The following is a 24,395-nucleotide window of genomic DNA, read 5'->3' on the forward strand; positions in this document are numbered from 1 at the left end:
GGGATGCATTTTGGGCAAGACGAAGGTGGGGCGCGATCCTATCCCAGCCTTGCCCGTGCCTTCGCCGTCCAGGCGTTGAACAGCCGGTCGGCGACGATGCCGATGAAGGCGATGGCCAGCCCGGCGACGATGCCGCGGCCGGAATCGGCCTTGGACAGCGCGATGAACACCTCCTGGCCGAGATCGCGTGTGCCGACCATGGCGCAGATGATGATCATTGCCAGCGCCATCAGGATCGTCTGGTTGACGCCGAGCATGATCTCAGGCAACGCTAGTGGCAGCTGCACGCGCAGGAACGTCTGGCGCTTGGTGCAGCCCGACACCTTTGCCGCCTCGATCAGTGCCGGCGGCACCTGCCTGAGGCCGTGATTGGTGTAGCGGATGGCCGGCACCACGGCGAAGGCGACCGTGGCGATCATCGCCGTCACGTCGCCGACGCGGAACAGCATCACCACCGGAATGATGAAGCAGAACGACGGCAGCACCTGCAGCGTGTCGATGACCGGCGTGACGATCTTCTCGACGCGGTCGCTGCGCGATGCCATCAGCCCGATCGGGATGCCGATCAGGCAAGCGATGAAGGCCGAGATGCCGCAGAGGTAGACCGTCGCCATGGTTTTTCCCCAGAGACCGGTCACCGCGCAGAAGACGGTCAGCGCGGCGACCAGGGCGGCCAGGCGCAGGCCGCCGAGCTGGTAGCCGGCAAGGCCAAGCAGGAACACCGCGCCCAGCCATGGAAAGCCTTCGCAGAAGGCGCGCACCGGGTTCAGCACGTTGAGAATGAGGGCCACGCGGAACGCTTCGATCGTGTCGAAGAAGTTGATCGTGATCCAGCTCACCGCTGTCTTCCACAGGGGTGCGGTGGTGAAGGTGATCACCTTCGGCACCGCGGCGAAGGCCGGCACGAACAGGCCAAGCAGCGTCGTGGCCGCAAGGACGGCGATAGCCAGCGTCAGATTGGGGTAGCGCCGCCAAAAGCTCGGGCTCACCTCCTGATAGACATGGCCTTGCGCGTGATTGCGCGCGATCGCCTGGCTTAGCCGGTCGAGCGCGATTGCCAGTGCCACGATGGCGAGCCCGGCTTCCATCGCCTCGCCGACCTTCAGCGCCCTGAGCGCCAGCAGCACGTCGTAACCGAGACCGCCGGCGCCGATCATCGAGGCGATAATCACCATATTGAGCGCCAGCATGATGACCTGATTGACGCCGACCATTAGCGTTGGACGCGCCGACGGCAAAAGCACGCGCCACAATTTCTGGCGCGCGGTGCAGCCGGCCATCTCGCTGAAATCGTCGATTTCGGACGGCACCCGCGACAGTCCCAGCATTGTCGCGCGCACCATTGGCGGCGTCGCGAAAATGGCCGTCGCGATCATCGCCGAAACCGGGCTGTTGCCGAACAAAAGCAGCATCGGGATCAGATAGGCGAAGGTCGGGATGGTCTGCATCAGATCAAGGGCAGGGGAGATCAACAGCCTCTCCGCCCATGGCTTGCGCCACGCCCAGATGCCGACGAACAATCCGGTGACGATGCAGAACGGCACGGCGATGGAGATCAGCCCGAGCGTCAGCATGGCGCTGGTCCATTGGCCGAACAGCGCAATGTAGAGAAAACAGCCGCCGACCAGCGCGCCGAGCTTCCAGCCGCCGGCGGCGCGTCCGGCCAGGAATGCGGCGGCACAGACGCCAACCCACGACAGACGCGGCAGAACGATCATATCCGCACCACGGCCGATCTTGAAATTCTTGGCGAGCAGATTGAGCGCGAAATCGAGCGGCACGCTGAGCGCCGCGGTGATCGACCGCGTCAGCCAGGAAAAGTTCGACTTTATCAGGTTCATCAGCGCGCTGACCCAGTCGGCGACGGGAACGATTGCGCTGGCCGGATAGTTGACGGCCCATGGCAGCCTGTCCTGCAGTAGGAATACGGCAAGCACGGCGGCGAGGGCGCAGGCCCAGATCGCCAGCCAGGTCTGAACCGGCCGGGGTCTCGCTGCGCTGGCGCTTGCCGTCACCGTCATGCGCCGGCCCCATGACGCTCGATGCCTGCCAGAAGATCGATCACCGCTTGCGGCGTGACCTCGCCGATCGGCTTGCCGGTGCCGTTGACTACCGCGAACGGCTTGCCGGCGGAGACGATGGTTGCCGAAAAACTTGATATCTTGGCATCCGGCGCAACCGCGCCGCCATGTTCGGTGCCGTCGCAGGCGCGCATCAGGCTTCGCGCCGAGATCACCTTGGCGCGGTCGACGTCGCGGGTGAATTCGGCGACATAGTCGGTCGCCGGATTGACCACCAGCTCTTCCGGCGTGCCGATCTGGATGACCTCGCCGTCCTTCATGATGGCGATGCGGTCGGCCAGCCGGATGGCCTCGTCGAAATCATGGGTGATGAAGACGATGGTCTTGTGCAGCATGGTCTGCAGCCGCATCAGCTCGTCCTGCATCTCGCGGCGGATCAGCGGATCGAGTGCCGAGAACGGCTCGTCGAGAAACCAGATTTCCGGCTTGGTGGCGAGGCTGCGGGCGATGCCGACCCGCTGCTGCTGGCCGCCGGAAAGCTCACGCGGATAGAAATGCTCGCGGCCGCGCAGGCCGACAAGCTCGATCACTTCCCGCGCGCGCTTCTCGCGCGTCGGCCGGTCCTGCCCCTGGATGCCCAGGGGAAAGGCGATGTTCTCCAGCACGTTCAGATGCGGCAGCAGGGCAAAATTCTGGAACACCATCCCCATGCGGTGACGCCGCAGCTCGATTAGCGCGGCATCGGAGATCTTCAGCAGATCCTTGCCCTCGAACTCGACCTTGCCATGCGTCGGCTCGACCAGTCGCGACATGCAGCGCACCAGCGTCGACTTGCCGGAGCCGGACAGGCCCATGATGATGAAAATCTCGCCTTGGCGGATTTCGAGGTCGACGGCGCGCACGGCGCCGACCAGCCCGGCCGCAGCGACGTCCGCCATGCTGGCCTTGCCGTTGCGTTGGCGGATGAAATTGGCCGCGTTCGCGCCGAACAGCTTCCAGACGTTGCGGCAGGCAAGTTTTACCGGGCGGGCATCGTTTGGCATCCCTGCCGCGTGCGGCACCTGTTCAGTCGTATCGGCCATGCAGTCGTCCTTCTGGAATATGGGATAGAGACCCGGCCATGAATGACCGGGTCTCGCAGTTTTCCAGTTGAACGATCACTCGGCCCAGGCTTTCCAGTCGGCTTCGTGGGCGGCGATCCAGGCAGCGGCGACGTCTTCCGGCGTCTTGCCTTCGAGATCGATCTCGCCGCTCATCTTGTTGAGCTCGTCGGTGTCGACCGTGTAGTTTTTCGCTACCTTGTAGGCGACCGGCCATTTGTCCTTCATGCCGGCCCAGGAATACTTCCAGATCTCGCCATGCGGCTTGCCGCAGTCATATTTTGCCTCGGGGTTCACGCCCCATTTCGGATCGTCGTAGCACTCCGCCGTATGGTCGGGGAATTCGATCCATTCGCCCTTGTATTTGGCTGGCGCCCAATGTGGCGAATAGACCCACAGCATGATCGGCGCCTTGCGCTGGTAGGCCGATTCCAATTCGGCGAACATCGCCGCATCGGTACCGGCATGGATGACGGTGAAGGGCAGCTTCAGCGCCGCGGCACGCTCGTCGTCGAAGCCTTCCCATGTCACGGGGCCGCCGAGATAGCGGCCGTTCGGCGCCGTTTCGGCCGTCGAGAATGCCTCGGCGCATTTCGGGTCCTTCAGCGCCTCCCAGTTCGGCAGGCCCGGGCATTTCTCTTTCATATATTCGGGATACCACCATTCTTCCTTCGCCTTGGGCCCGAGCTTGCCGAGGCGTTCGGTCTGGCCGGTCGCATCCGACGCCTTCATGGCTTCGCCGGCCGTCGTGTCCCAGAATTCCATGGCGACAGAGAGATCGCCATTGGTAAGGCCGGTGGTCAGGCTGGAGAGGTAGTCGGCGGTCGGGTACTCGACCGTGTATCCAAGTTTTTCAAGAATGCCGCCGAGGATCTTTGCGTTCAGATTGACGCTGGTCCAGTCGAATAGCGCGATCTTGATTGGGTCGTTCGATTCCGGCGCCGCAGCCTGGGCCGAAGGCGTGAGTGCACTTGCCGCGGCAAGTGTTAAGGCTCCCATTGATAGTCTCGAAATCATACTCCGCAGTGACATGCTTGTTCTCCTGTCAAGCTCTAGTGGAAGTTATCGTTCGTTCCCTTCTTCTCGTCTTTTTTATTGTGTTGGAAAAGCTGGTCGTTGCGCAAGGCCATAGGCACCACATTGCTGCTGGTGCAGACGGAATGATGCCCAATTCGATGAAAATGTCGTGCGGGACGGGTCGTGTCATGGCTGCCGTGCTGCCGAAGCAGTGATCCGCGGATCGATCGCCGGTCTTGCGGCGCCCTCATGCTTGCGAGCCATCAAGGTCTCATGATGTCGGCTGTCGGCAGTCGCCGAAGCCATTTTCATGGGATGAAATTATATATACCAACGTTCATGTCGCGCAACGAATAATGCGGCCGGAGCATCGGACCGAAAAGTGTGAAGCGCTCTTTTGGATAATCCGATGCTCAAGTAAGGAACATTGTGAAATTCGAACGGGCGCAGCCGTCCGAGTATCCTCACGACATGATCAGGCCGCCGTCTACATTGATCGTCTGGCCGGTGATGTAGGCGGCGTCGTTGCTGGCCAGAAAGCTGACCAGGCCGGAAACGTCCTCGCCGCTGCCAGCGCGGCCCATCGGGATATTCTTCACCCATTCGGCCATCAGCTCGCCGGGCTTGTAGTCGCCCATCAGCTTGCCCCAAGCCGCGTCGTTATAGGCCCACATATCGGTGTCAATGATACCGGGACAGATCGCGTTGACGGTGATCTTCTCCTTCGCCACTTCCTTGGCAAGGCTCTGGGTGATGCCGACGACGCCGAATTTCGAGGCCGCATAATGCGGCGTGTAGATGAAGCCCTGCCGCGCCTGGCCGGAGGCGGTATTGATCAGCCGGCCGCCGTCGCCATGCTTGCGGATGCGCGCGATCGCCTCCTGGCAGCACAGGAACACGCCCTTGGTGTTGACCGCCATCACCTTGTCCCATTCGGCCTCGGTCATCACCTCGATCCTGGCGATGGTGATGACGCCGGCATTCTGCACGGAGATGTCGACGCGGCCGAACCGCTGTTCGGCCAGATCGTACAGGGCCGCGACCTCATCCCTTTTCGTCACGTCCATGCGCAGCGATGCGACCTTGGCGCCTTCAGCCTTCAGTCCGGCAGCGACCTCATCGACGCGCGGGTCGATAGCGCTGACGACGACTGCCGCGCCCTCCGCCGCGAAGCGCCTGGCCATGGCCGCACCGATGCCGCCGCTGGCGCCCGTGATGACCGCCGTCTTACCCTGGAATCGCTTCTGCATTTTCTCTCCTACCAGCAGACAAAGCCGCCATCGACGATCAGGTCGATGCCGGTGACGAAACTCGAGGCGCGGCTGGCCAGGAACACGGTCGGGCCGACCATCTCTTCCGGCGCCGCCATGCGCCCCATTGGCGTATCGCGCTCGAAGATACGGACCTGGTCGGCGACCTCTGGCCGCTTGTTCATCGGCGTCAGCGTGTAGCCGGGGCTGACGACGTTGACGCGCAGGCCGCGATCGGCCCACTCCATGGCGAGGCTCTTCGACATGTGGATGACCGCGGCCTTCGACGAGTTGTAATGCGCCTGGGTCAGGCCGCGGTTGACGATCGAGCCTGACATCGAGGCGATGTTGATGATCGAGCCCTTGCGCCGCGTCAGCATTGCGCGCGCTTCGGCCTGGCAGGACAGGAACACCCCGCTGACATTGACGTCGTAGAGCTTCTGCCATTTTTCCAGCGACAGCGTCTCGGCCGGCTCGGCCGAGGCGACGCCGGCATTGTTGACGGCGATGGTCAGCGCGCCGAGCTCCTTCTCCGTGCGTTCGACCGCCGCCGCGAGATCGGCCTCTGAAGTCACCGTGCCGGTCAGCACCAGCGCCTTGCGGCCGAGTGCCGAAATCCTGTGCGCGGTCTCGTCCAGCCCGCCCTTCGAGGCATGGCCGAAACAGGCGATGTCGGCGCCGGCTTCGGCCAGGCCTATGGCGATCGCTTGCCCGATGCCGCTGCCGGCGCCGGTGACGAGAGCAACGTCCCCATGAAGATCGAATAGTTTCATCGTCGGTCCCTCTGCTCCAACCGCCGGCCTCCTGAAATGCCGTCCTTCGGAAATGAAGGGGCGCCAACCCTATTGCTGGCGCCCCCGCGCGGTCCGGTGCTTGGGAGGATATCACCTGCTGCGCTTTGTTCCGATTCCCCTATAGCTGGTTCCCGTTCTAGCTTGTGGCGAGTTCCATGACGGCGACGTTGCTCGCCTCACTCCGGTCGAGAATTCCGCGCTGGCGGCCACGGCTCAGCACCAGCACGCGATGCGACAGGCCGAGCACTTCCTCGAGGTCGGAACTCACCACCACCACCGCCATGCCGGAGCGGGCGAGGTCGGCGATGACATCGTAGATCGCGGCCCGGGCGCCGACATCGATGCCGCGTGTCGGCTCGTCCAGGATGAACACCTTGGGCGGCCGTGAAATCCATTTGGCGATAATCACCTTCTGCTGATTGCCGCCGGAAAGCTTGCTGATCGCCTGATTAGGCCGGCCCTTGACGCCGAGCCGGCCAATGCCGGCCTCGGCGAATTTCTGCACCGCCCTCGGAAACACCCAGCCATTCGGCGCGACATGGTCGAAATTGCCGATCGCCAGATTCTCGCCGATGGTCTGGTCGAGCACCACGCCTTGCGCCTTGCGGTCTTCCGGCACTAGCACGACGCCGGCCTTGATCGCCGCCGCCGGACCATTGAGGTGCACCGGTTTGCCGGCGACACGCACCGACCCCGACGAAATCGGATCGGCGCCGGCAATCGCCCGCACCAGCTCCGTGCGGCCGGCGCCGATCAGCCCGGCGATGCCAAGAATTTCGCCGGTCCGCACCGAGAAGCTGACATTCTGAAAGCTGCGTTCCGGCGAGGACAGGTTCTCGACTTCGAGCAACGTCTCGCTGCCCGGTTCCGAGAGCGGCGGGAACATCCGCTCGACGCTGCGGCCGACCATCTGCTCGACCACCGTGCGCACCGGGATGTCGGCGCGCTCGTGCCGGGCGACGATGCGCCCGTCGCGCATCACCACCACACGGTCGGCGATCTCAGCGATCTCGTCCAGCCGGTGGCTGATATAGATGAAGGACATGCCTTCCGCCTTGAGCTTGCGGATCTGCTTGAACAACAGCTCCGTTTCCTCGCTGCCAAGCGCTGCCGTCGGTTCGTCGAAGATCAGAAGCTCGGCATTGAGCGTCAGCGCTTTTGCGATTTCGACCTGCTGCTGGGCGGCGATGCGCAGCGTGCGCACCTTGCGCTCCGGCGAGACATCGAGGCCGAGGCGCCTCAGCTGCGCCGATGCCTGCGCATTCATTGCCGCGCGGTCGATGCGGCCGCCGCGCATCAACAGGCGCCCGACATAGACGTTCTCGGCGACCGACAGGTCCGGCAGCAGCTTCAATTCCTGGTGGATCATGCCGACGCCGGCGTCGATGGCCTCGGCGGGAGAGGCGGGGGAATAGGGTTTCCCCCGCCATGTGATGCTGCCGGCATCGGGTTTGGTCGACCCGGCGATGATGTTCGAAACGGTGGACTTGCCCGCGCCGTTTTCTCCAAGCAGCGCCACGACCTCTCCCGGTCGCACCTCGAAGCTCGCATCGGCCAGGACCTGGACCGGTCCGTAGCTCTTGCAGAGGCCGCTGACGAAGAGCCCGAGATGCGGGGTCTGCGTATGGCTGGGATCCAAGGACATCGTTCCGCTACCGATTGTCAGGGATGCTTGGCGATGAACTGCTCGACATTGTCCTTGGTGGTCAGCGTCGCGTCCTGCAGCTGTTCTGCGGGAACGGTTTCGCCGGCCACCAGCTTGATCGCCGCATCGACGGCAAGCCGGCCCATGCCTTGCGTCTGCTGCGTTGCGGTCACGTCGAAGACGCCGCCTTTCAGTGCCTTGAGCGCCGCCACGTCACCGTCGAAGCCGGCAACCCAGACCTTGTGGCCGGGATTGGCGACCTTGACCGCCTGCGCCGCACCGAGCGCCAGCGCGTCGGCCTGGCCGATGACGATCGACACGTCGGGATGCGACTGCAGCAGATCCTGCGTCAGCTTGAAACCTTCGTCCTGGTGCCAGCCTTCGCTCCACAGCTCGCCGACCACCTTGATGTCGGGATAGGCGCTCAGCGCTTCGCCGCAGCCCTTCGACCGGTCGACCTCGGGCGTCGTGCCTTTCTGGCCATGGATGATGATCAACTCGCCCTTGCCGCCGGCCTGCTTGGCGATGTAGTCGCAAACCGCCTTGGCCGATGCCACGCTGTTGGTGGCGATGAAGGTGTCGCCGGGCGCGCCGTCGGCGTTGCGGTCGACATTGATGACCGGGATGCCTGCAGCCTTGGCCGTCTTGGTCGGCACGGTGGCGGCGGTAGCGCCGGCCGGGATGTAGATCAGCGCATCGATATTTTGCGTGATCAGATCCTGCACCTGGCTGACCTGGGTCGCCGAATCGCCCTTGGCGTCGACGGTGACGATTTCGATGCCCTTTTCCTTGCCGTAGGCTTCGACGGACTGCTTGATCTGGTTGAAGAAGTCGGCCTGTAGATTGGCGACGGCAAGGCCAAGCTTCTTGGCCTCCTTGGCCGAGGCCATGTCGGACAATCCGAGCAGCGGAATGACGGCCGCGGCAGCAAGCAGCAATGAACGTTTGGTCAGCATGTGTTTCCTCCGTTGATGTTCAAATCTGTTCTGCCGGCGCATCACGGCGCCCTTGGCCGAACAACTCCCAGTTCGGATCAACCGATCCGTTTTCGCCCGGACACCCGGGCGAATTCTTCATTGCGTTCTGCGCCGCCATGTGTCCGTGGCAACCGCCAGCGCGATCACGACACCGATCACCACCTGCTGGATGAAGGGCGACACGCCGAGCAGGTTCAGCCCATTGCGCAGCACGCCGATGATGAGCACGCCGATGGCGGTGCCGCCGATCGAGCCGACGCCGCCCGATAGGCTGGCGCCGCCGATCACCACCGCCGCGATCGTGTCCAGCTCGTAGCCGAAGCCGGAGCTCGGCTGGACGGAATCGAGCCGTGCTGCAAGCACGATGCCGGCGAGCCCGGCCAGCACGCCGCAGATCGCATAGACCCAGTTGGTCAGCGACTTGACCGGTATGCCGGACAGCCTGGCGACCTCGGCGCTGCCGCCGATGGCATAGAGACTGCGGCCGGTCGCGCGGTAATTCAGGAAGATCGCGAAGATGATGGCCAGCACGATCATCAGCCCGACGGTGACCGACAGGAAGCCGAAATGGCGAATGATCGACAGGCTGGTGAACCAGTCGGGAAAGCCGATGATCTGCGAGCCGTCGGTGATCATGTTGGCGAGACCGCGCGCCACCGACATCATGGCCAGCGTGGCGATGAAGGGTGGCAGCTTGGTGACGGTCACGAGCAGGCCTGAAACCAGACCGCAAAGTCCAGCAACGACAAGTGCCGTGACGATCCCAGCGGGCATGCCGAGATTGAGATAGTCGGGGTGGGCGACAAAACCCATCACCATGGCGGCGAGCGCCAGGACGGAGCCGACGGACAGGTCGATGCCGCCGATCAGGATGACCAGCGTCATGCCGATCGCCATGATGCCGAGCACCGTGACCTGGTCGAGCACGTTGAGGATGTTGCGGACCGTCAGGAACGTGTCGGTGGTCAGCGACAGGGCGAGGCACAGCAGCACCAGCCCGATCAGTGGTCCCATGGTCCCGGCGAACAGGGCAGAAAGCTTCGCGCCCGCCGCGGCCTGCGCATTTGGGCCGGCTTTCAACTCGCTTGCACCGTTGCTCACAGCCATTTTGTCTCCTCCACCAGCAGTTCGGCCATGGGTCGCCGGCTCGCCGTTGTTCACCAGGCACCTCCCTGTGAACAATTTATCTTTGGTATGCAATTTTGTTCAGCTAAACTGTTCATCGGAAAATTGTCAAGGCCCGCGGCATCATTCCGCCCTGGTTTGCGCCAACAGGCGGGTTGCCTTACGGAAGAGCACGAAATGCCGCGTTTCAGGTCCGGTCTCATCCCTGCGAATTCATTCCAGCTGCTTGAGCAGGGCAGGACGGCCAAGACAAAGTAAATGTTGACCATTTGGCTTTCATCTCGCGTTGTGGACGTTATCCTGTCGATATCTTAAATCTTGAATCCTGGGCACGCAGAACGATTTCGTGTCGCTTGGTCGGATACGCCATCTGAATGGCATCTAAGGATCCGGACGACCGCGGGAGGGCAAAAAGATGGCGATGATAGAGAATGACAAGGCCTCGCGCTTCCCGGATGTCGAGCTGAAGGCCCGTGCCGCGTGGCACTATTATGTCGAGGGTCTGACGCAGGAGAGGATTTCGGAGATCCTCGGCATCGGCCGCATCAAGGTGCATCGCATCCTCTCCGCCGCGCGTGAGGAGGGCGTCGTCCAGTTCCGCATCCGCGACAGCGTCGTCGAATGCATGGTGCTGGAAGAGGCTCTGAAGCAGCGTTTCGGGCTCAGCCAGGCCGTTGTGGTGCCGTCGGCCGCCGACCGGAGCAACGCGCCGCTGATGATCGGCCATGCCGCGGGCGCCTATCTGGCCGACAACGTGAATGCCGGCGATGTCATCGCGCTCGGCTGGGGGCGGACGCTGAAATTCGCCATCAATGAATTGCCGCGGCGGCCGATCGCCAGGACGACGGTGGTCTCCATGCTGGGCGGCCTGACGCATGCCCAACCGCTCAACCCGACCGAGAGCGCCTGGGAATTCGCCGAAAAGATCGGCGCCGAGTGCTTCCTGCTGCCGGTGCCCGTCTATGCCGACCGGCCGGAGCAGCGCGACGCCTTCATGAGCCAGCGCAGCGTTCAGGACGTCGTCTTCCGTGCGCGCCGGGCAAACATCGCCGTGCTCAGCGTCGGATCGTTTTCCAACGACAGCCCGATCGCCAATTACGGCTTCATCAAGCCCAGCGAACTCGAGGAGCTGCAGGCGGCTGGCGCGGTTGGCGATATTTTATGTCATTTCATCGACGCCGAGGGCCGCCTCGTCGATCATGAGGTCAATCGCCGGGTCTGCGCCTATCCGCTGCAGGACCTGGCGGACATCCCGGCCATCATCCTGGTTTCGGGAGGGCAGGAAAAGATAGCCATCATGCGGGCGGCGCTCGCCAACACCAAGGTTTCGGTTCTGATCACCGACGAGGATGCGGCCAAGGGCCTGCTCAACCGCTAGATATCGCTGCGCTGTGGATTTAACGACTGTGTTGAAACGAGATTGAGCCCGATCTCAAATACAGCGGCGCAGAATTCTGCTCTGTAGCGATCCTTCCCACCCCCCCTCTGTCCTGCCGGACATCTCCCCCGCAAGGAGGGAGATTGCGCGCTCAGTCGCTTTTGCCAATCTCCAGCGTTGCAGGAGCGGGCGGAGCGTCGAAGCTGCCGATCTCCCCACTTGCGGGGGAGATGGCCGGCAGGCCAGAGGGGGGTGCTGTCCCGCCGACATCTCAAAGGCTGAGTCCGAAAGGTCTCCGACCTGTCAAAATCTCTAAACTTGTCCAACTTCACCAAGCCGCACGTGGATATCGCGCGTCGCCTGATAGAGGTCGCGGTAGATCGCCTTGCGCGCGCGGTAGCCGGAGATCAGGCCGTCGACGGGATCGACATGCCTGGTGGGGGGCGTGGCCATAGCTTCGGCCGCAATCTCGGGCGAGGCAAACCATCCTATCGCCGAAGCCGCCAGCATGGCGGCGCCGAGTGCTGCGGCTTCGTTGACCGATGAGACGGAGAGCGGCCGCTCGAGCACGCTTGCCATGATCCGCATCAGCAGAGCCGAATTGGTGCCGCCGCCGGCCGCGATCATCGCAGCCGGTTTGCCGCCGGCTTGAGTTTCCATTGCCTCGCTGGCGATGGCCTGCTCGAAGGCGATGCCTTCCAAAACCGCCCGAAAAAGGTGCTTCGGCTCATGATCCAAGGACAGGCCGACAATGGCGCCGCGCGCCGCGCCGTCCCAATATGGACTCATGACGCCAGCCCAGTACGGCATGACAAGCAGTCCCTCGCTGCCGGCGGCAACGTCCACCGCCGCTTTTTCAAGTGCGGCGGCAGACGGCGAACCGGTCGTGCGAACGATCCAGTCGACCAGCTGCATGCCCGAGCGCAACACGGTCTCCAGCATGAATCCCGAGCCGGTCGGCGAGACCAGCGTTCGAAACGCGTCCGATGTCGTGATCCCATGGGAATAGCAGCCGCTGACGACGCCCGAGCCGAGCGAAAGATAGCTTTTGCCTTCGTCGTAGACCCCCATGCCGAGGCCCATCGCCTGGCCGTCGCCGGCGCCGGCGACGACAGGCGTGCCGGCTTTCAGGCCGGTCAGTCGGGCCACGCTTTCAATAAGGCCACCGCAGATCGTGCCGGGCGTGACCAGCTCCGGCAACTGGTCCGGCCGCAGCCCGGCGGCCGCAACGAGCTCAGGGTGCCAGGTGCCATTCTTGACATCGAGCAGCCCGAGCGGATCCGCACTTGCCGTGCTGGTGACCAGATGTCCGGTCAGCCGGTGGACGAAGAAGCCATGCACGTCGACGATTGCGGCTGCGTCGTCGAGCGCTTGCGGCTGGTGTTCGGCAAGCCAGCGAACAGCATAGAGCGCGGGCGTCGGGTCCGGTGGCTTGCCGCTCCAGTCGCGGATCGCCTCGCGGCCGAGTTCGGACGACAGCCTTATAACTTGCGGGCGAGCACGCTCATCCAGCCACAAGATCGCCGGAATGAGCGGCTTGCCGGCATGATCGATCAGCGTGAAAGTCTCGCGCTGGTGAGCGATGGAGATCGCCGCCACGCGCGAAGCGCCCACCGCCTCAGCGACCCGCTTCAATGCACCGAGCAGTGCGGTCCACCAATGTTCGGCATCCTGCTCGAAATGGCCGGGCTTGGGATTTGAAAGCGGATAGGCTTCGCGCGCATGGAACAGCTCCTTGCCGTCGCGCGTGAAAGCGATCGCCTTCACGGCCGTCGTCGAGGCGTCGATCCCGATTACGACATCGTCCATCAGGCGGTTATCCGGTGGAGTCAGGCTTCGTTTGTAACGAACCGCCCGTCCGATTGGTCGAGACGACGGCGGATCTGGGTTATCACCATCGAATCGTCGGGTACACAATTTTCATAGGTGAGGAAGTCGCCGGTCTTGACCGGCTTGACCACCTTGGCGCGCTCGGCGAGGCCGAGCGGCAGGGCGCCGCGGGCGCGCGCGTCCTCCCAGGTCATGGCGAAGCCGCGATAGTCGTTCTCGCCGATCATGCCGAGCGATTGGCCGAGGCCAAGATCGCTCTTGGCAACCGCCACCGCCTCGGCCACCGGATGGTCGAGCGGCTCCATGTCGGCGCGCTTGTAGACCACGGCGCGCGCCGCCGACAGCGGCACTTCGAGGCTGGTCAGGTGATAGGGACGGAAGATCGTGAAATAGGGGCCCTTGCCGACCTTGAGGTCGACCATGCGCTCCAGCACCCGCGGATGCCGGGTCTCGATGATGCAGAACACGCCTGGCGCCACGCCCTTGCCGATCGAATAGTCGACCACGCCCTTGCGATGCAACACGCCGCCATCCTCGCGCGGGCAAAGCACGCTGGCGAGTTCCTCAAGCGTTGCTGTCGGGCCATGCATCCCCGGCACGTCGGGCACCAGGCCGGTGGCATTGGCGATCGCCACCATCTCGATCGCCGTTTTCGAGCCGTCGACGAACTCGACCAGCATGCGCGCATTCATGTTGCGCTCGGCCGCCTCCTTCTCGTAGTCGGCCGGCATGGCATCGATCTTCAGCGGATTGTTCTTGCCCTTGCCGGCGGCGATGATGTTGAAGCCGAGGCTTTTGGCAAAGCCGATGATCTCCAGCGTGCAGGCGGGCTCGTCGCCGGCCGCGCCCGTATAGACGACGCCGGCCTTGCGCGCTTCCTCTTTCAGGAAGCGGCCGATGGTGATGTCGGCCTCGACATTCAGCATGACGATGTGCTTGCCGTTCTTCATCACTTCGAGCGCGAACAGCGTGCCGATGTTGGGATTGCCTGTCGCGTCGATGATGACGTCGATGCGGCCGGCGGATGCCAGCGCATGCAGGTCTTCGGTCACCGCGATCTTGCCGGCCTCGATGGCACGGTCGATCGCCGCCGCATTGCCGGCTTGCACGATGTCGGAGCGGTCGTGGCCGGCGAGAAGTGCTGCGTCGATCGCCGCCTGCGGCCTGACCTCGGAAATGGCGCCGATCCGCATGCCCGGCATCAGCGCAACCTGGACGACGATATCGGTGCCCATCTGCCCGGCGCCGGCAAGCCCGATAGTGATCGGTCCCTGCTTTTCAGCGCGTTGCAAAAGTTCCGCTGCAAATTGCGGATGGGCCATATCGCTTCCTCCAGTTCCTGACGCGTCGCAGCGTCGAGATCATCGTTCTGAACATTCCTATTTCCAAATGAAAAATATTTCAACATGCAATTCGGCAGCCTCCTTCCCAAAATTGTGTGATTTCGATTTTGAGACGCGGCATGCGGCTTGACTGCGCAGCCAGATGGTGCCTGTCACCCAAAAGGTGCGCAGCGGTTGTGGGATAACGGCATGCATAAAAACAAAGGCTTAAAGCGCGTCAATTGCATCCGTTTCAACGCGACGCGCTTTAGGGAGCGGAGAAGGGCGGTGATCTTTAGGATGCAGACGGCGATGACCGAGACGGCATGCTCGGCGCATGCCAGTATCTTAGCTGCCAACCTCGAAGAAAGGCGCGCCGAGCAGGTCGGGAACGACATCGATGCCGAGACCCGGCCCCTCCGGAATGCCCATGCGGCTGCCCGTGACCGGCGGCATGTTCGATGCGGTGCGCACCGTCACCCATTCGTGGAAGGCGATGGCGTGCAGCCGGCGCTCCTCCGGCGTCGACAGCGACAGATGCGCCATCGCTGATGTGTCGATCTCGGCGCCGCCGGTGTCCTCGACGGTGATCATGAAGCCCAGGTCGACCGCAAGATCACGGATCTGGCGCGTCTTGGTGACGCCGCCCAGCCGCGAGATTTTCAGCGTCAGCCCGTCGGCCGCGCCCTTGCGGTGGATGTCGAGCATGTCGTCCAACGAGGCGACGGATTCGTCCAGCACCATCGGCTTGTCGAGCGAGCGGCGCACAGACATGCATTCGTCGATCGTGGTGCAGGGCTGCTCGAACGTGTAGTCGATGGCCCGCGTCGCGTCAGCGAACTGGCGCGCCTGATAGGGCGTCCAGCCGGCATTGGCGTCGCAGAAGATCACCGTGCCTTTCGGCACCGAAGCGGCGACCGCGGTGACGCGCTCGATGTCGTCATGTACGTTGCCGCCGACCTTGACCTGCAGCCGGTGAAACCCGTCCTTGACGATGCGCTCGGCAAGTGCGGCCATGGCGTCGACCGTGCCATGGGTGATGACCTTGTAGAGTTCCGCCGTCTCGCTCTCGCGTCCACCGAGCAGCGTGACCAGCGGCACGTCGGCGGCGCGCGCCGCGAGATCTGAGCACGCCATGTCGAGCGCCGACTTGATGTAGGGATGGCCCTTGAACACCGTGTCCATCAGCCGGCCGATTCTGGCCAAGGCCCGGGGATCGTGGCCGACCAGATGCGGCGCGATTTCTATGATGCCGGCGCGCGTGCCGGCTGCGAAGGCCGGCGAGTAGAAATTGCCGAGCGGCGCCATCTCGCCCCAGCCGGTCAGCCCGCTATCGGAGGTGATGGCGACGATCACCGCGTCGAACGCATCGGCGACACGCCCCTTGGACATGCGATAGGGCCCGTCCACGAAGGGTTGCACGACATGGTAGGCTTTGATGGTTTTGATCTGCACGTGCTTATCCGTTGTTCGCGATGTTCAGATTTGCTGCCGGTTGGCAACGGTCGCCTTGGCGCCTTTTGAAGCTCGCTGTTCGAGGCTGCGCGCATAGGCAAGCAGTTCCTCGAAATCGAGGTCGATATGCTCGCGGGCATGGCGCTGGGCGGCGCGCATGTCGGAGCCCTTCAGCAGCCGCACATAGGTCTCGTGGATGTCTTCGGCAGGCACCGGCTCTTTGCGCGCCCGCTGGTGGAGGGCAAAATACATCTGCAGCCGGCTGGCCAGGCGCTGCCAAGTCTCCAGCAACACCGAATTGTCGGCCCATTCATGGATCAGGCCGTGCAATTGCAGCGCCGTTTCGATCTGGCGGGTGGTGTCGAGGTTGCGCGTCGCCTGCTTCACCGCCTCGTGGCGCCTGTCAAGCTCGTCGAAGAAGCGCTGGTCGCGAAGCCGCCAGGTCAGTTCGATAGCGAACTCATCCAGCACCTTGTTAAGCGAATAGGCATCGTCGATGTCCTTGGCGGTCACGTCGATGACGAAGGTTCCGGCGTAGGGAATGCTGGTCAGGATGCCTTCCTGCACCAGTTCGCGCATCGCTTCGCGTAGTGGCGCGCGGCTCACCCGCATCTGTTCGGCAATCCTGAGCTCGTTGAGTTTTTGCCCCGGTTCCAGCTGGCCGGTCAGGATCGCGCGCCGAAGCAGCGCCACGATCTCGGCGCGCCTTGTCGTATCCGCGATCGGAGCAAAATCCAGCTTCCCCATTCGGCCACTCCATAAGGAACCGAAATCAAGCAGATTGTCGACAATCTAACAAGTAGTTATTTCTGGATTCCGGGCGGAATGTCGGCGACTTCGTTCTCACGCAGCCCGGCCGTAAAAGCCGACTCGTTCCTCGTCGCTGAACATCACGCCTGATTTCTCATAGTAGGAGAACACCGCGATCATGCGCTCGCGTTCGCCTTCGACTGTGGTGACGCGATGCGCGGTGTTCTTGCCACGGAAGACGTTCAGCGTGCCCGGCTTCATGCGCAGTATCTTTGCCTCGGGGTCGCGCCCTTCGAGCAGCCTGGCGACGCCGTCGTAATTGGGATTGTCGTCCGATCGGAGATCGGTGCGGTATTCGAGATCGCCGCCGCGCTGCGCTGCCTGCAACAACAGGGTCGTGGTGAATTCCGAGCGGTCGAAATGCCAGTTCAGCGCCTCGCCGGCGCGGTAGGCCATCACATTGGTGCGCGCCAGCGGGTCCTGCATGACATGCAGCCGCGGCTTTCTCATCGCCGCCGCCAGGAAGCGCAGCAGCGGCTCGTATTCGTAGATGGCGAGCACGAGGCTATCGGGAATCTGGTCGGCGCAGACCGTATGGCTGATGGTCTCGACCTTACGCAGTGCGGGATGGTCGGGAGCGAGTTCCGGGAGATCGGGCTTGAAGTAGATGTTGTGCATGCGCCTGTGCACGTGCGACCGCGTCGCCATGACGGGCTGGATTTCCTGCACCGCCCGTTCGGCCACGCCAGGCCGCAAAAAACCCTCGAGATTGAACATGCCGTCGGCTTCCAGCGCCGCAGCCGAGGTCTCCACGAGGCGCTTCCACTCAGCGCTGCCCTCACGGTCGAGCGGGTACCGCTCCAGATCGAGAATGTCTTTCATCGTCTCATGCTCCAAGGTTCGAGCGTAGAAGACGGCAAAAAAATCTTTCTCTCAACGGCGAAAATTATTAGTCTTCCGCAGGAAAAACTTACGGAAGGTTCATGGAACGGCTCCCCCCGCTGAACGCGATCAAAGCCTTCGAGGTCGCCGCGCGGACTGGTAATTTTACTTTGGCCGCCACCGAACTCGGCGTTTCCTCGGCGGCGGTCAGCCAGCAGATCCGCAATCTCGAGACCTGGTTCGGCAAGCAGCTGTTCGTGCGCAGCGGCAACCGCGTCGCGCTGACCGACGCCGGCCACGCAATCTATCCGCAGACCGCACGCGCCTTGGGCGACATCGCGGCGATCGGTCGGCGCATGCTGGAGGGCGGGCTGAGGACGCGTCTCGTCGTCAGCGAGCCGTTTTCGCTGGCCGAATTGTGGCTGGCGCCAAGGCTGGCCGTTCTTCTCGATGCCTTCCCGCAAATGGCGATCGACGTCCGCGTCGAAGACGATCCCGTCGACCTGATGCGCCAGAACATCGATCTTCGCATCAGCTATGGCGACTATCACTATCCCGGTTTGCGGATGGTCCGCCTCATCCATGACGACGTCCTGCCGGTCTGCGCGCCGGACTTCTGGCAAAGATACGGCAACGATGCATCCAGCCTTGCGGATGTGCACGAGAGCTTGTTCATCCACACCAACTGGGGTCCGAACTATGCCTCGCATCCGACATGGGCGGATTGGTTTTCGGCGTCAGGCGGCAGCCGCGCGCCTGATCCCTCACATGGACGCCGTGTCGGTCTGTCCAGCTTGGCGATCGTCTCGGCAAGGCTGGGTCTCGGAATTGCGCTTGGCCAGCGGGCCATGGCCCATGGGGACTTGGAAGCCGGGCGCCTAATCGCGCCCTCGTCGGTATCTCTGCGCCTCGGTCATCCCTATTGCGCCTTCATGCCTGCGTCAAAGGCTGAGCGCGCCGATGTTGCCGGGCTCGTCGCGCTGCTTGGAGCAATTCCAGGAAAAGTGCATAGCGGTTTTCCGTCCGGAATTGCGGAAAAACAAACATAGCAAAACGGCGCCCTTGGCGTGGGAGCCGAGGGCGCCGCTGGACCGGACCTGACGGGGGGGTATCAGGTGGCCGGTTTCTGTGGCAGCGGCGAGACCGGCATTCCCGGCCCGATCTTCTGCAGATTGCCTGTTATTACCTGGTCGCCTTCCGACACGCCGCTCGAGATGGCCACCAGATCGCCATTGGTCGGCCCGAGCGAAACGATGCGCTGGTCGACAGTGTTGTCCTTGCCGACGACGTAGAGGTATTTGCCGAGCTGGCTCGATCCCAGAGCCGTCTGCGGCACCATCAGTGCGTCGGGCTGCTGCTTGATGTGCAGCCTGACGCGAACATATTGGCCCGGCAGCAGCGTGAACTTGGCGTTGCCGATCGTCGCCCGTGCGGTGATGGTGCCGGTCGAACGATCGATCGTGTTGTCGATGAAGGTGAGCTGACCTCTCTGGCGCGGTTCCGTATCGCCGGGAAGCAGGACGTCGACATCGATGGGTCCCGCCGCGCGCGCTTCCTCGATCTGCGCCAGATCCGTTTCACTCGGATTGAAAGTGACATAGATCGGGTCGAGCTGCACCAGTGTGTTGAGCACCGTGCCGGCAACACTAACCAGAGTTCCGATAGAGGCCTGGTTACGGCCGACGCGCCCGGCGAACGGCGCCTTGATTTCCGAATAACTCAGATTGAGCTCGGCGGTCCGCACAGCCGCTTGGTTCACGGCGAGCGAGGCCTGGGCCTCGCGCAAGCTGCTGGTGCGCTGGTCGAACGCATCCTTGGCGATGTATCCGCTCTTGGCGAGCTCGGTGCCGCGGCCAAGGTTGGAACGGGCATAGTCAAGCGTTGCTTCGTCGCGCTGGACCTGCGCCTTCGCCTGGTCGAGGGCAGCGTGGAAATCCTCTGGAGCGATCTTGTAGAGAAGGTCGCCCTTCTTGACATCGCTGCCGTCGGGCGCAACCTGCTCCTGCAGATAACCCGGTACGCGCGCTTGCAGCGTGATGCTGCGGATCGGCTCGGTGCGGGCCGCATAGTCGAGATAGATCGGGATCGTTTTCTTGACGACGCTCACCACCGGCACCGGCATGACAAATGCTGCGGGCTCGGGCGCCGCGGGTTCGGGCGTTGCTGCACCTGCCGTGCCGGCGTTGAGGCCGAAATTGCCCATGTCGAGCAAGTGAACGCTCGCCATCGAGATCGCCCCCAGGGCGACGGCCGCTCCCAACGCAATTTTCCATTTACGCATGATCAATTCTCCAATCCTATTCGGCCGCTTCGGCCAATCGCTCGAAAGCGGGTTCCGCAGTGGGTTCAGTCGGCTCGGCAACGGGTTCGCTCTTGCTGCCGCGCTCGCGCAGTTGCTCGATCACCGCATAGAAGACCGGCACGAACACCAGCGACAGGATTGTCGCCGCGACCATGCCGCCAAAGACGGTGGTGCCGATCGACTGGCGGCTCGCTGCACCGGCACCTGTGGAGAACATCAGCGGCAGCACACCGAGGATGAACGCGAAGGCGGTCATCAGGATGGGCCGCAGCCGCAAACGCGCCGCTTCCATTGCCGCGTCGACGATGCTGAGACCTTCCTCGCGCCGGCGCCGGGCAAACTCCACGATCAGAATGGCGTTCTTTGCCGCCAGCCCGATCAGCATGACGAAGCCGATCTGCGAATAGACGTCGATCTGCATGCCGCGCATCAACAAGGCGACGAAGGCACCAAACAGGGCAAGCGGCACCGCGAGCAGAACCATGAAGGGCATGGCCCAGCTCTCATATTGGGCGGCGAGGATCAGGAAGACGAAAACCATGGCGAGACCGAAGACGATCGAGGCGATCGATCCAGCCTTGAGCTCCTGATAGGTGATGCCCGTCCATTCGTAGCCAAAATCCTTCGGCAGTGCCGTGGCAGCGGCACGTTCCATCGCCGCGACCGCCTGGCCTGAGGAGTAGCCGGGTGCAGCACCGCCGTTGATCAGAGCCGATGCATTGTTGTTGTAATGCGGGACGGTTTCCGGGCCGACGATAGGCACCAGCTTGCCGAGCGTGCTCAACGGCACCATGCCGCCGGAGGCGTTGCGCACATAGAGCCGCGAAATGTCGGCAGCACCCGCACGCGCATCCTTGTCGGCCTGGATCGTCACCCGGAAGGTGCGGCCGAACAGGTTGAAGTCGTTCACATAGAGCGAGCCGAGATAGATCTGCAGCGTGTTGAACACGTCAGGCAGGCTCAAGCCGAGCAGCTTCGCCTTGTTGCGGTCGAGGTCGTAGTTGAACTGCGGCGTCGACGTCGAGAACGACGAGAACAATTGCTGCGGGTTGAGCTCGGGTTGCTTGCGCGCCTCGGCGAGCACGGCTTGCGTCGCATCGTTGAGCGCAGCGCTGCCGCGACCGGTCAGATCCTCCACCTGGAATTCGAAGCCGCCGGTCGTGCCGATACCCGGGATCGAAGGCGGATCGAAGCTCAGCGCGAAGGCTTCCGGAAGTTCCATGAGTTTCGAGCGCACGTCGGCGACGAGCTTCGAGGCGCTCTGGTCAGGGCCGCGTTCGTCCCATGGCTTCAGGATCGCGAATTCCACCGCCGAGTTCGACTGGGCCGCGTTGGTGAGGAAGTTCAAGCCGCTGATCGAGCCGACGATATCGACGCCGGGGGTGTTCTGCAGGATGGCGCGTGCCTTGCGGGCTACGGCGTCGGTGCGCTCCAGCGATGCCCCATCCGGCAACTGGATGACGACGAAGAAATAACCCTGGTCCTCGACCGGGAGGAAGGTCGAGGGCAGTCGCTGCCAGACGAAATAGGTGGCGACAAGCCCGGCCGCGAACAGCCCGAGCATGATCCAGCGCAGGCGGATGAGGAAGCGCACACCATGGGCGTAGGCATTTGACAGCCGTTCGAAGCCCGTGTTGAACCAGCGGAACAGCACGAACTGCGTTGCCGGGCGGTGGCGCAGGAAGGCGGCGCTGAGCGCCGGGGTGAGCGTCAGCGAGACGAAGGCGGAGATGCCGAAGGAGATCGCCACCGTCAGTGCAAACTGATTGTAGAGCCGGCCGGAAACGCCGGGTATGAAGGCGACCGGCACGAACACGGCCATCAGCACGGCGGTCGTGGCGATGATCGGGCCGGTGACCTCGGCCATCGCCGCGCGCGTGGCAGCCAGCGGTTTGAGGCCGGCCTCCAGCTGGCGCTCGACGTTCTCGACGACGACGATCGCGTCGTCGACGACGAGGCCGATCGCCAGCACCATGCCGAGCAGGCTGAGCATGTTCAGCGAGAAGCCGAACATGTACATGACGACGAGTGTGGCGACCAGCGACACCGGAATCGCAATCGTCGGGATGATCGTGGTGCGCCAGCTCTGCAGGAAGATGAACACCACCGCGACAACCAGGACAAGCGCCTCGCCGAGCGTCACCAGCACGTCGTGCATCGACGCCGAGACGAAGCGCGTCGTGTCGTAGTGCATGGCGTAGCTGACGCCCTTCGGGAAACGGCCCGACAGTTCCTGCATCTTGTCCTTGACGCGCTGCTGCAGATCGAGCGCGTTCGAGCCCGGCATCTGGTAGACCGCGAGCACCACGGTCGGGTCTTCGCCGAAGAACGCCGACGACGAATATTGCAGGGCGCCGAGTTCGATGCGCGCAACGTCGCGCAACCGCACCAGCGAACCGTTCGCGGCATCGGCGCGCACGACGATATCGCCGAATTCCTTGGGGTCGCTCAGTCGGCCGACCGCGTTGACCTGCATTTCGAAAGCAGTGCCGGCCGGCGCCGGCGACTGCCCGATCTTGCCGGCCGCGACCTGGACATTCTGCTCGGCGATGGCGTTCTGGACATCGACGGCGGTGATGCCGAGATTGGCGAGCTTGTCTGGATCGAGCCATACGCGCATCGAATACCGCCGCTCGCCGAAGATCTGCACGTCGCCGACGCCTGGCAGACGCTTCAGCGGGTCGACCACTTGCAGGTAGGCGAGGTTGCTGAGCGCGACCGGATCGACGGAGCCGTCGGGCGAGGTGAGGTTGACGATCAGGACGAAATTCGGGTTCTGCTTCTTGATCGTCACGCCGCCCTGGTTGACGATGGCCGGCAGCGAGGACGCCGCCTGCGAGACGCGGTTCTGGACGTCGACGGCCGCGGTGCTCAGGGAGTAGCCGACCTCGAAGGTGATGGTGATCGTCGACGAGCCGTCATTGGAGCTCGCCGACGACATATAGGTCATCCCCTGAACGCCGTTGATCTGCTGTTCGAGCGGCGTCGTGACGGTGTCGGCCACGACCTGCGCACTGGCGCCCGGGTAATTGGCGCTGACCACGACCTGAGGCGGCGTGATGTCTGGAAACTGCGAGACAGGCAGCAGGAAATAACAGATCGCCCCGGCGAGCACCATGATGATGGCGATCGACGATGCGAAGATCGGTCGGTGGATGAAGAAGTTTACCATGACACGTACGCCTCGCCCGATGCTCTCGCCTGGCCAAAGGCCTTGGCCACTCTGGACAGCCGCTGGATGCGCCTTTGACCCGAATCTTCGAGAAAACGATGCGGCGCCTTGCGGCCGTGCCCTTGCGCATCCGCAAGCGTACGCAGCATCGTCTCGAAAGAGCGCGGGTCGACGCGGTCGGCCTTCATCAGCATCCGGATCATCGGATCCTTAACAACTTCGTCGATCGTCAAATCTTTGCGCTGCGACATCGTAGCGGCTCCTGGCTTGCGATCCGCGGCGTTTGCCGCAGACCGGGTGGTCTTCTTGTTCGCGGCCAAAAATCGCCTAGGGCGCAGTTTCATGCCTGGGCCGATTCGGCGGAGGCTATTCACAGGCGCCTGCGAGATTTGACACGAGGCAATTGGGGTGTTACCAGTAAGTAACATCTAGAAGTTACAGACCGGTAACACCCTAGTCAAGAGGTGGGCCGAGGGATTTTTCGGAAACCCCGGAAACCAAGGAGGTTTTGATGGAAGACGGCACTGCGGAACGCGTCCGCCCCCGGGATCGCATCCTGGAGACGGCACGGGATATGTTCCACAAGCATGGCATCAAGGGCGTCGGCGTCGACGCGATCACTGAGGCCGCCGGTACCAATAAGATGACGCTCTACCGTCATTTCGAGTCCAAGGACGACCTGGTCATCGAATGCCTGCGGGCGACCGCCTGCAGCGCCAACGCGATGTGGCAGAAATTCGAGGCCGAGCATCCGGGCGACAAGCTTGCGCAGCTGCACGCCTGGGTCCGGATGGCTGCCGATTGCCTGTTGATGGACGGTCGCGGTTGCGACATGGCGAACGCCGCCATCGAGTTGAGCGAGACCGACCATCCGGCCCGTCGGGTGATCAAGGAGCTTAAGCAGGCTCAGCGCGATCGTCTGGTCGGCCTGTGCCGGGATGCCGGCATCGGACAGGCGGAACTTCTCGCCGATACATTGTCGCTGCTGCTTGAAGGCGCCCGCGTCAGCCTGCAAAGCGTCGGAGCCGAGGGCCCTAGCGCGCAATTCGTCCGCATGGCGGAAGGCCTGATCACCTCTTTCAGGGCCAGATAGTCTCGCAGGCGGCGGAACGACCGGTGGCGTGTTCATTGCGAGCCGCGCCGCCGAATGCTCTCTTGTCCGTTCGGATGTACCGTCATCGCGCGTCTCCTTTGCCGGTCTGTCGCCGCACCACCGGCGCGACCTGTTGCTTGGTGAGGCAGGATAGGACCGATGGCGAATTGGTGAGAGTGACAAGTGTGACGGGATTCCGGCGGATCCGCTGATCGCGGCTGCAACATGCCCTATCGCTCGCCGAACAAGCCGCTGGCGATCGCCGCTAAATGGCCATTCGAC

The 24,395-nt window shown here is 63.2% G+C and carries 19 protein-coding genes; 3 read left to right on the top strand and 16 right to left on the bottom strand.

Translation table 11 applies throughout. The features are described 5' to 3' along the window. Nucleotides 1-38: 38 nt before the first annotated feature. The 8 genes from CIT25_RS07495 to CIT25_RS07535 form a co-directional block, all read right to left on the bottom strand. The gene (locus tag CIT25_RS07495; protein WP_095483899.1) at nucleotides 39-2,021 is read right to left on the bottom strand and encodes an ABC transporter permease; all 1,983 of its coding nucleotides are present in this window, start codon (nucleotides 2,019-2,021) and stop codon (nucleotides 39-41) included. After that, the gene (locus CIT25_RS07500; RefSeq protein ID WP_095483900.1) at nucleotides 2,018-3,103 is read right to left on the bottom strand and encodes a quaternary amine ABC transporter ATP-binding protein; all 1,086 of its coding nucleotides are present in this window, start codon (nucleotides 3,101-3,103) and stop codon (nucleotides 2,018-2,020) included. Before CIT25_RS07500 ends, CIT25_RS07495 begins: the two co-directional genes overlap by 4 nt. Nucleotides 3,104-3,178: 75 nt before the next feature. Next, a complete protein-coding gene (locus CIT25_RS07505) occupies nucleotides 3,179-4,153 on the bottom strand; it encodes an ABC transporter substrate-binding protein (protein WP_095483901.1) in 975 nt (324 codons plus the stop codon). A gap of 449 nt (nucleotides 4,154-4,602) precedes the next feature. Beyond that, a complete protein-coding gene (locus CIT25_RS07515) occupies nucleotides 4,603-5,388 on the bottom strand; it encodes an SDR family oxidoreductase (RefSeq protein ID WP_095483903.1) in 786 nt (261 codons plus the stop codon). Between the two features lie 8 nt (nucleotides 5,389-5,396). Beyond that, nucleotides 5,397-6,161: an SDR family oxidoreductase gene (locus CIT25_RS07520; protein ID WP_095483904.1), complete on the bottom strand. Its 765-nt coding sequence runs from the start codon at nucleotides 6,159-6,161 to the stop codon at nucleotides 5,397-5,399. A gap of 157 nt (nucleotides 6,162-6,318) precedes the next feature. After that, the gene (locus tag CIT25_RS07525; RefSeq protein WP_425351736.1) at nucleotides 6,319-7,821 is read right to left on the bottom strand and encodes a sugar ABC transporter ATP-binding protein; all 1,503 of its coding nucleotides are present in this window, start codon (nucleotides 7,819-7,821) and stop codon (nucleotides 6,319-6,321) included. A 23-nt stretch (nucleotides 7,822-7,844) separates the two neighbouring features. Then, nucleotides 7,845-8,783, bottom strand: a complete 939-nt coding sequence (locus tag CIT25_RS07530) for a sugar ABC transporter substrate-binding protein (RefSeq protein ID WP_095483906.1) — start codon at nucleotides 8,781-8,783, stop codon at nucleotides 7,845-7,847. Nucleotides 8,784-8,900: 117 nt separating this feature from the next. After that, the gene (locus tag CIT25_RS07535; RefSeq protein WP_095483907.1) at nucleotides 8,901-9,911 is read right to left on the bottom strand and encodes an ABC transporter permease; all 1,011 of its coding nucleotides are present in this window, start codon (nucleotides 9,909-9,911) and stop codon (nucleotides 8,901-8,903) included. Nucleotides 9,912-10,344: 433 nt separating this feature from the next. Here CIT25_RS07535 and CIT25_RS07540 point away from each other — a divergent pair, with 433 nt between their 5' ends. After that, on the top strand, nucleotides 10,345-11,307 hold the full coding sequence (locus tag CIT25_RS07540; protein WP_095483908.1) for a sugar-binding transcriptional regulator: 963 nt from the start codon (nucleotides 10,345-10,347) through the stop codon (nucleotides 11,305-11,307). Between the two features lie 312 nt (nucleotides 11,308-11,619). On the opposite strand, the gene CIT25_RS07545 is transcribed toward CIT25_RS07540, so the two are convergent. From CIT25_RS07545 to CIT25_RS07565, 5 genes are all read right to left on the bottom strand, one after another. After that, nucleotides 11,620-13,116 carry a xylulokinase gene (locus CIT25_RS07545; RefSeq protein WP_095483909.1) on the bottom strand — a complete coding sequence of 499 codons (1,497 nt, stop codon included), beginning with the start codon at nucleotides 13,114-13,116 and terminating at the stop codon, nucleotides 11,620-11,622. A gap of 20 nt (nucleotides 13,117-13,136) precedes the next feature. After that, complete coding sequence (locus CIT25_RS07550) at nucleotides 13,137-14,459, bottom strand: NAD(P)H-dependent oxidoreductase (RefSeq protein ID WP_095483910.1); 1,323 nt, start codon at nucleotides 14,457-14,459, stop codon at nucleotides 13,137-13,139. A 348-nt stretch (nucleotides 14,460-14,807) separates the two neighbouring features. Then, the gene (locus tag CIT25_RS07555) at nucleotides 14,808-15,914 is read right to left on the bottom strand and encodes a mandelate racemase/muconate lactonizing enzyme family protein (protein WP_095483911.1); all 1,107 of its coding nucleotides are present in this window, start codon (nucleotides 15,912-15,914) and stop codon (nucleotides 14,808-14,810) included. Between the two features lie 24 nt (nucleotides 15,915-15,938). Beyond that, nucleotides 15,939-16,661: a GntR family transcriptional regulator gene (locus tag CIT25_RS07560; RefSeq protein ID WP_095483912.1), complete on the bottom strand. Its 723-nt coding sequence runs from the start codon at nucleotides 16,659-16,661 to the stop codon at nucleotides 15,939-15,941. A gap of 96 nt (nucleotides 16,662-16,757) precedes the next feature. Beyond that, nucleotides 16,758-17,546 (bottom strand): HalD/BesD family halogenase, encoded by a 789-nt coding sequence (locus CIT25_RS07565; protein ID WP_095484018.1) that lies wholly within the window; start codon nucleotides 17,544-17,546, stop codon nucleotides 16,758-16,760. A gap of 101 nt (nucleotides 17,547-17,647) precedes the next feature. Between CIT25_RS07565 and CIT25_RS07570 the strand changes: the two genes are divergently transcribed. After that, complete coding sequence (locus CIT25_RS07570; protein ID WP_095483913.1) at nucleotides 17,648-18,595, top strand: LysR family transcriptional regulator; 948 nt, start codon at nucleotides 17,648-17,650, stop codon at nucleotides 18,593-18,595. 62 nt (nucleotides 18,596-18,657) lie between these two features. Here the strand turns inward: CIT25_RS07570 and CIT25_RS07575 are convergent, their stop codons facing one another. Genes CIT25_RS07575 through CIT25_RS07585 form a run of 3 tightly spaced genes read right to left on the bottom strand, consistent with a single transcriptional unit; the run spans nucleotide 18,658 to nucleotide 23,340 of the window. Further along, nucleotides 18,658-19,827, bottom strand: a complete 1,170-nt coding sequence (locus CIT25_RS07575; RefSeq protein ID WP_095483914.1) for an efflux RND transporter periplasmic adaptor subunit — start codon at nucleotides 19,825-19,827, stop codon at nucleotides 18,658-18,660. A 16-nt stretch (nucleotides 19,828-19,843) separates the two neighbouring features. Beyond that, on the bottom strand, nucleotides 19,844-23,020 hold the full coding sequence (locus CIT25_RS07580; protein ID WP_095483915.1) for an efflux RND transporter permease subunit: 3,177 nt from the start codon (nucleotides 23,018-23,020) through the stop codon (nucleotides 19,844-19,846). Then, complete coding sequence (locus CIT25_RS07585; protein WP_245329785.1) at nucleotides 23,014-23,340, bottom strand: hypothetical protein; 327 nt, start codon at nucleotides 23,338-23,340, stop codon at nucleotides 23,014-23,016. Before CIT25_RS07585 ends, CIT25_RS07580 begins: the two co-directional genes overlap by 7 nt. A gap of 191 nt (nucleotides 23,341-23,531) precedes the next feature. On the opposite strand from CIT25_RS07585, the gene CIT25_RS07590 reads away from it, so the two are divergent. Continuing rightward, complete coding sequence (locus CIT25_RS07590) at nucleotides 23,532-24,113, top strand: TetR/AcrR family transcriptional regulator (protein ID WP_095483916.1); 582 nt, start codon at nucleotides 23,532-23,534, stop codon at nucleotides 24,111-24,113. The last annotated feature ends 282 nt before the right edge of the window (nucleotides 24,114-24,395 follow it).

The sequence above is a fragment of the Mesorhizobium mediterraneum genome (assembly GCF_002284565.1).
GTDB lineage: Bacteria > Pseudomonadota > Alphaproteobacteria > Rhizobiales > Rhizobiaceae > Mesorhizobium > Mesorhizobium mediterraneum.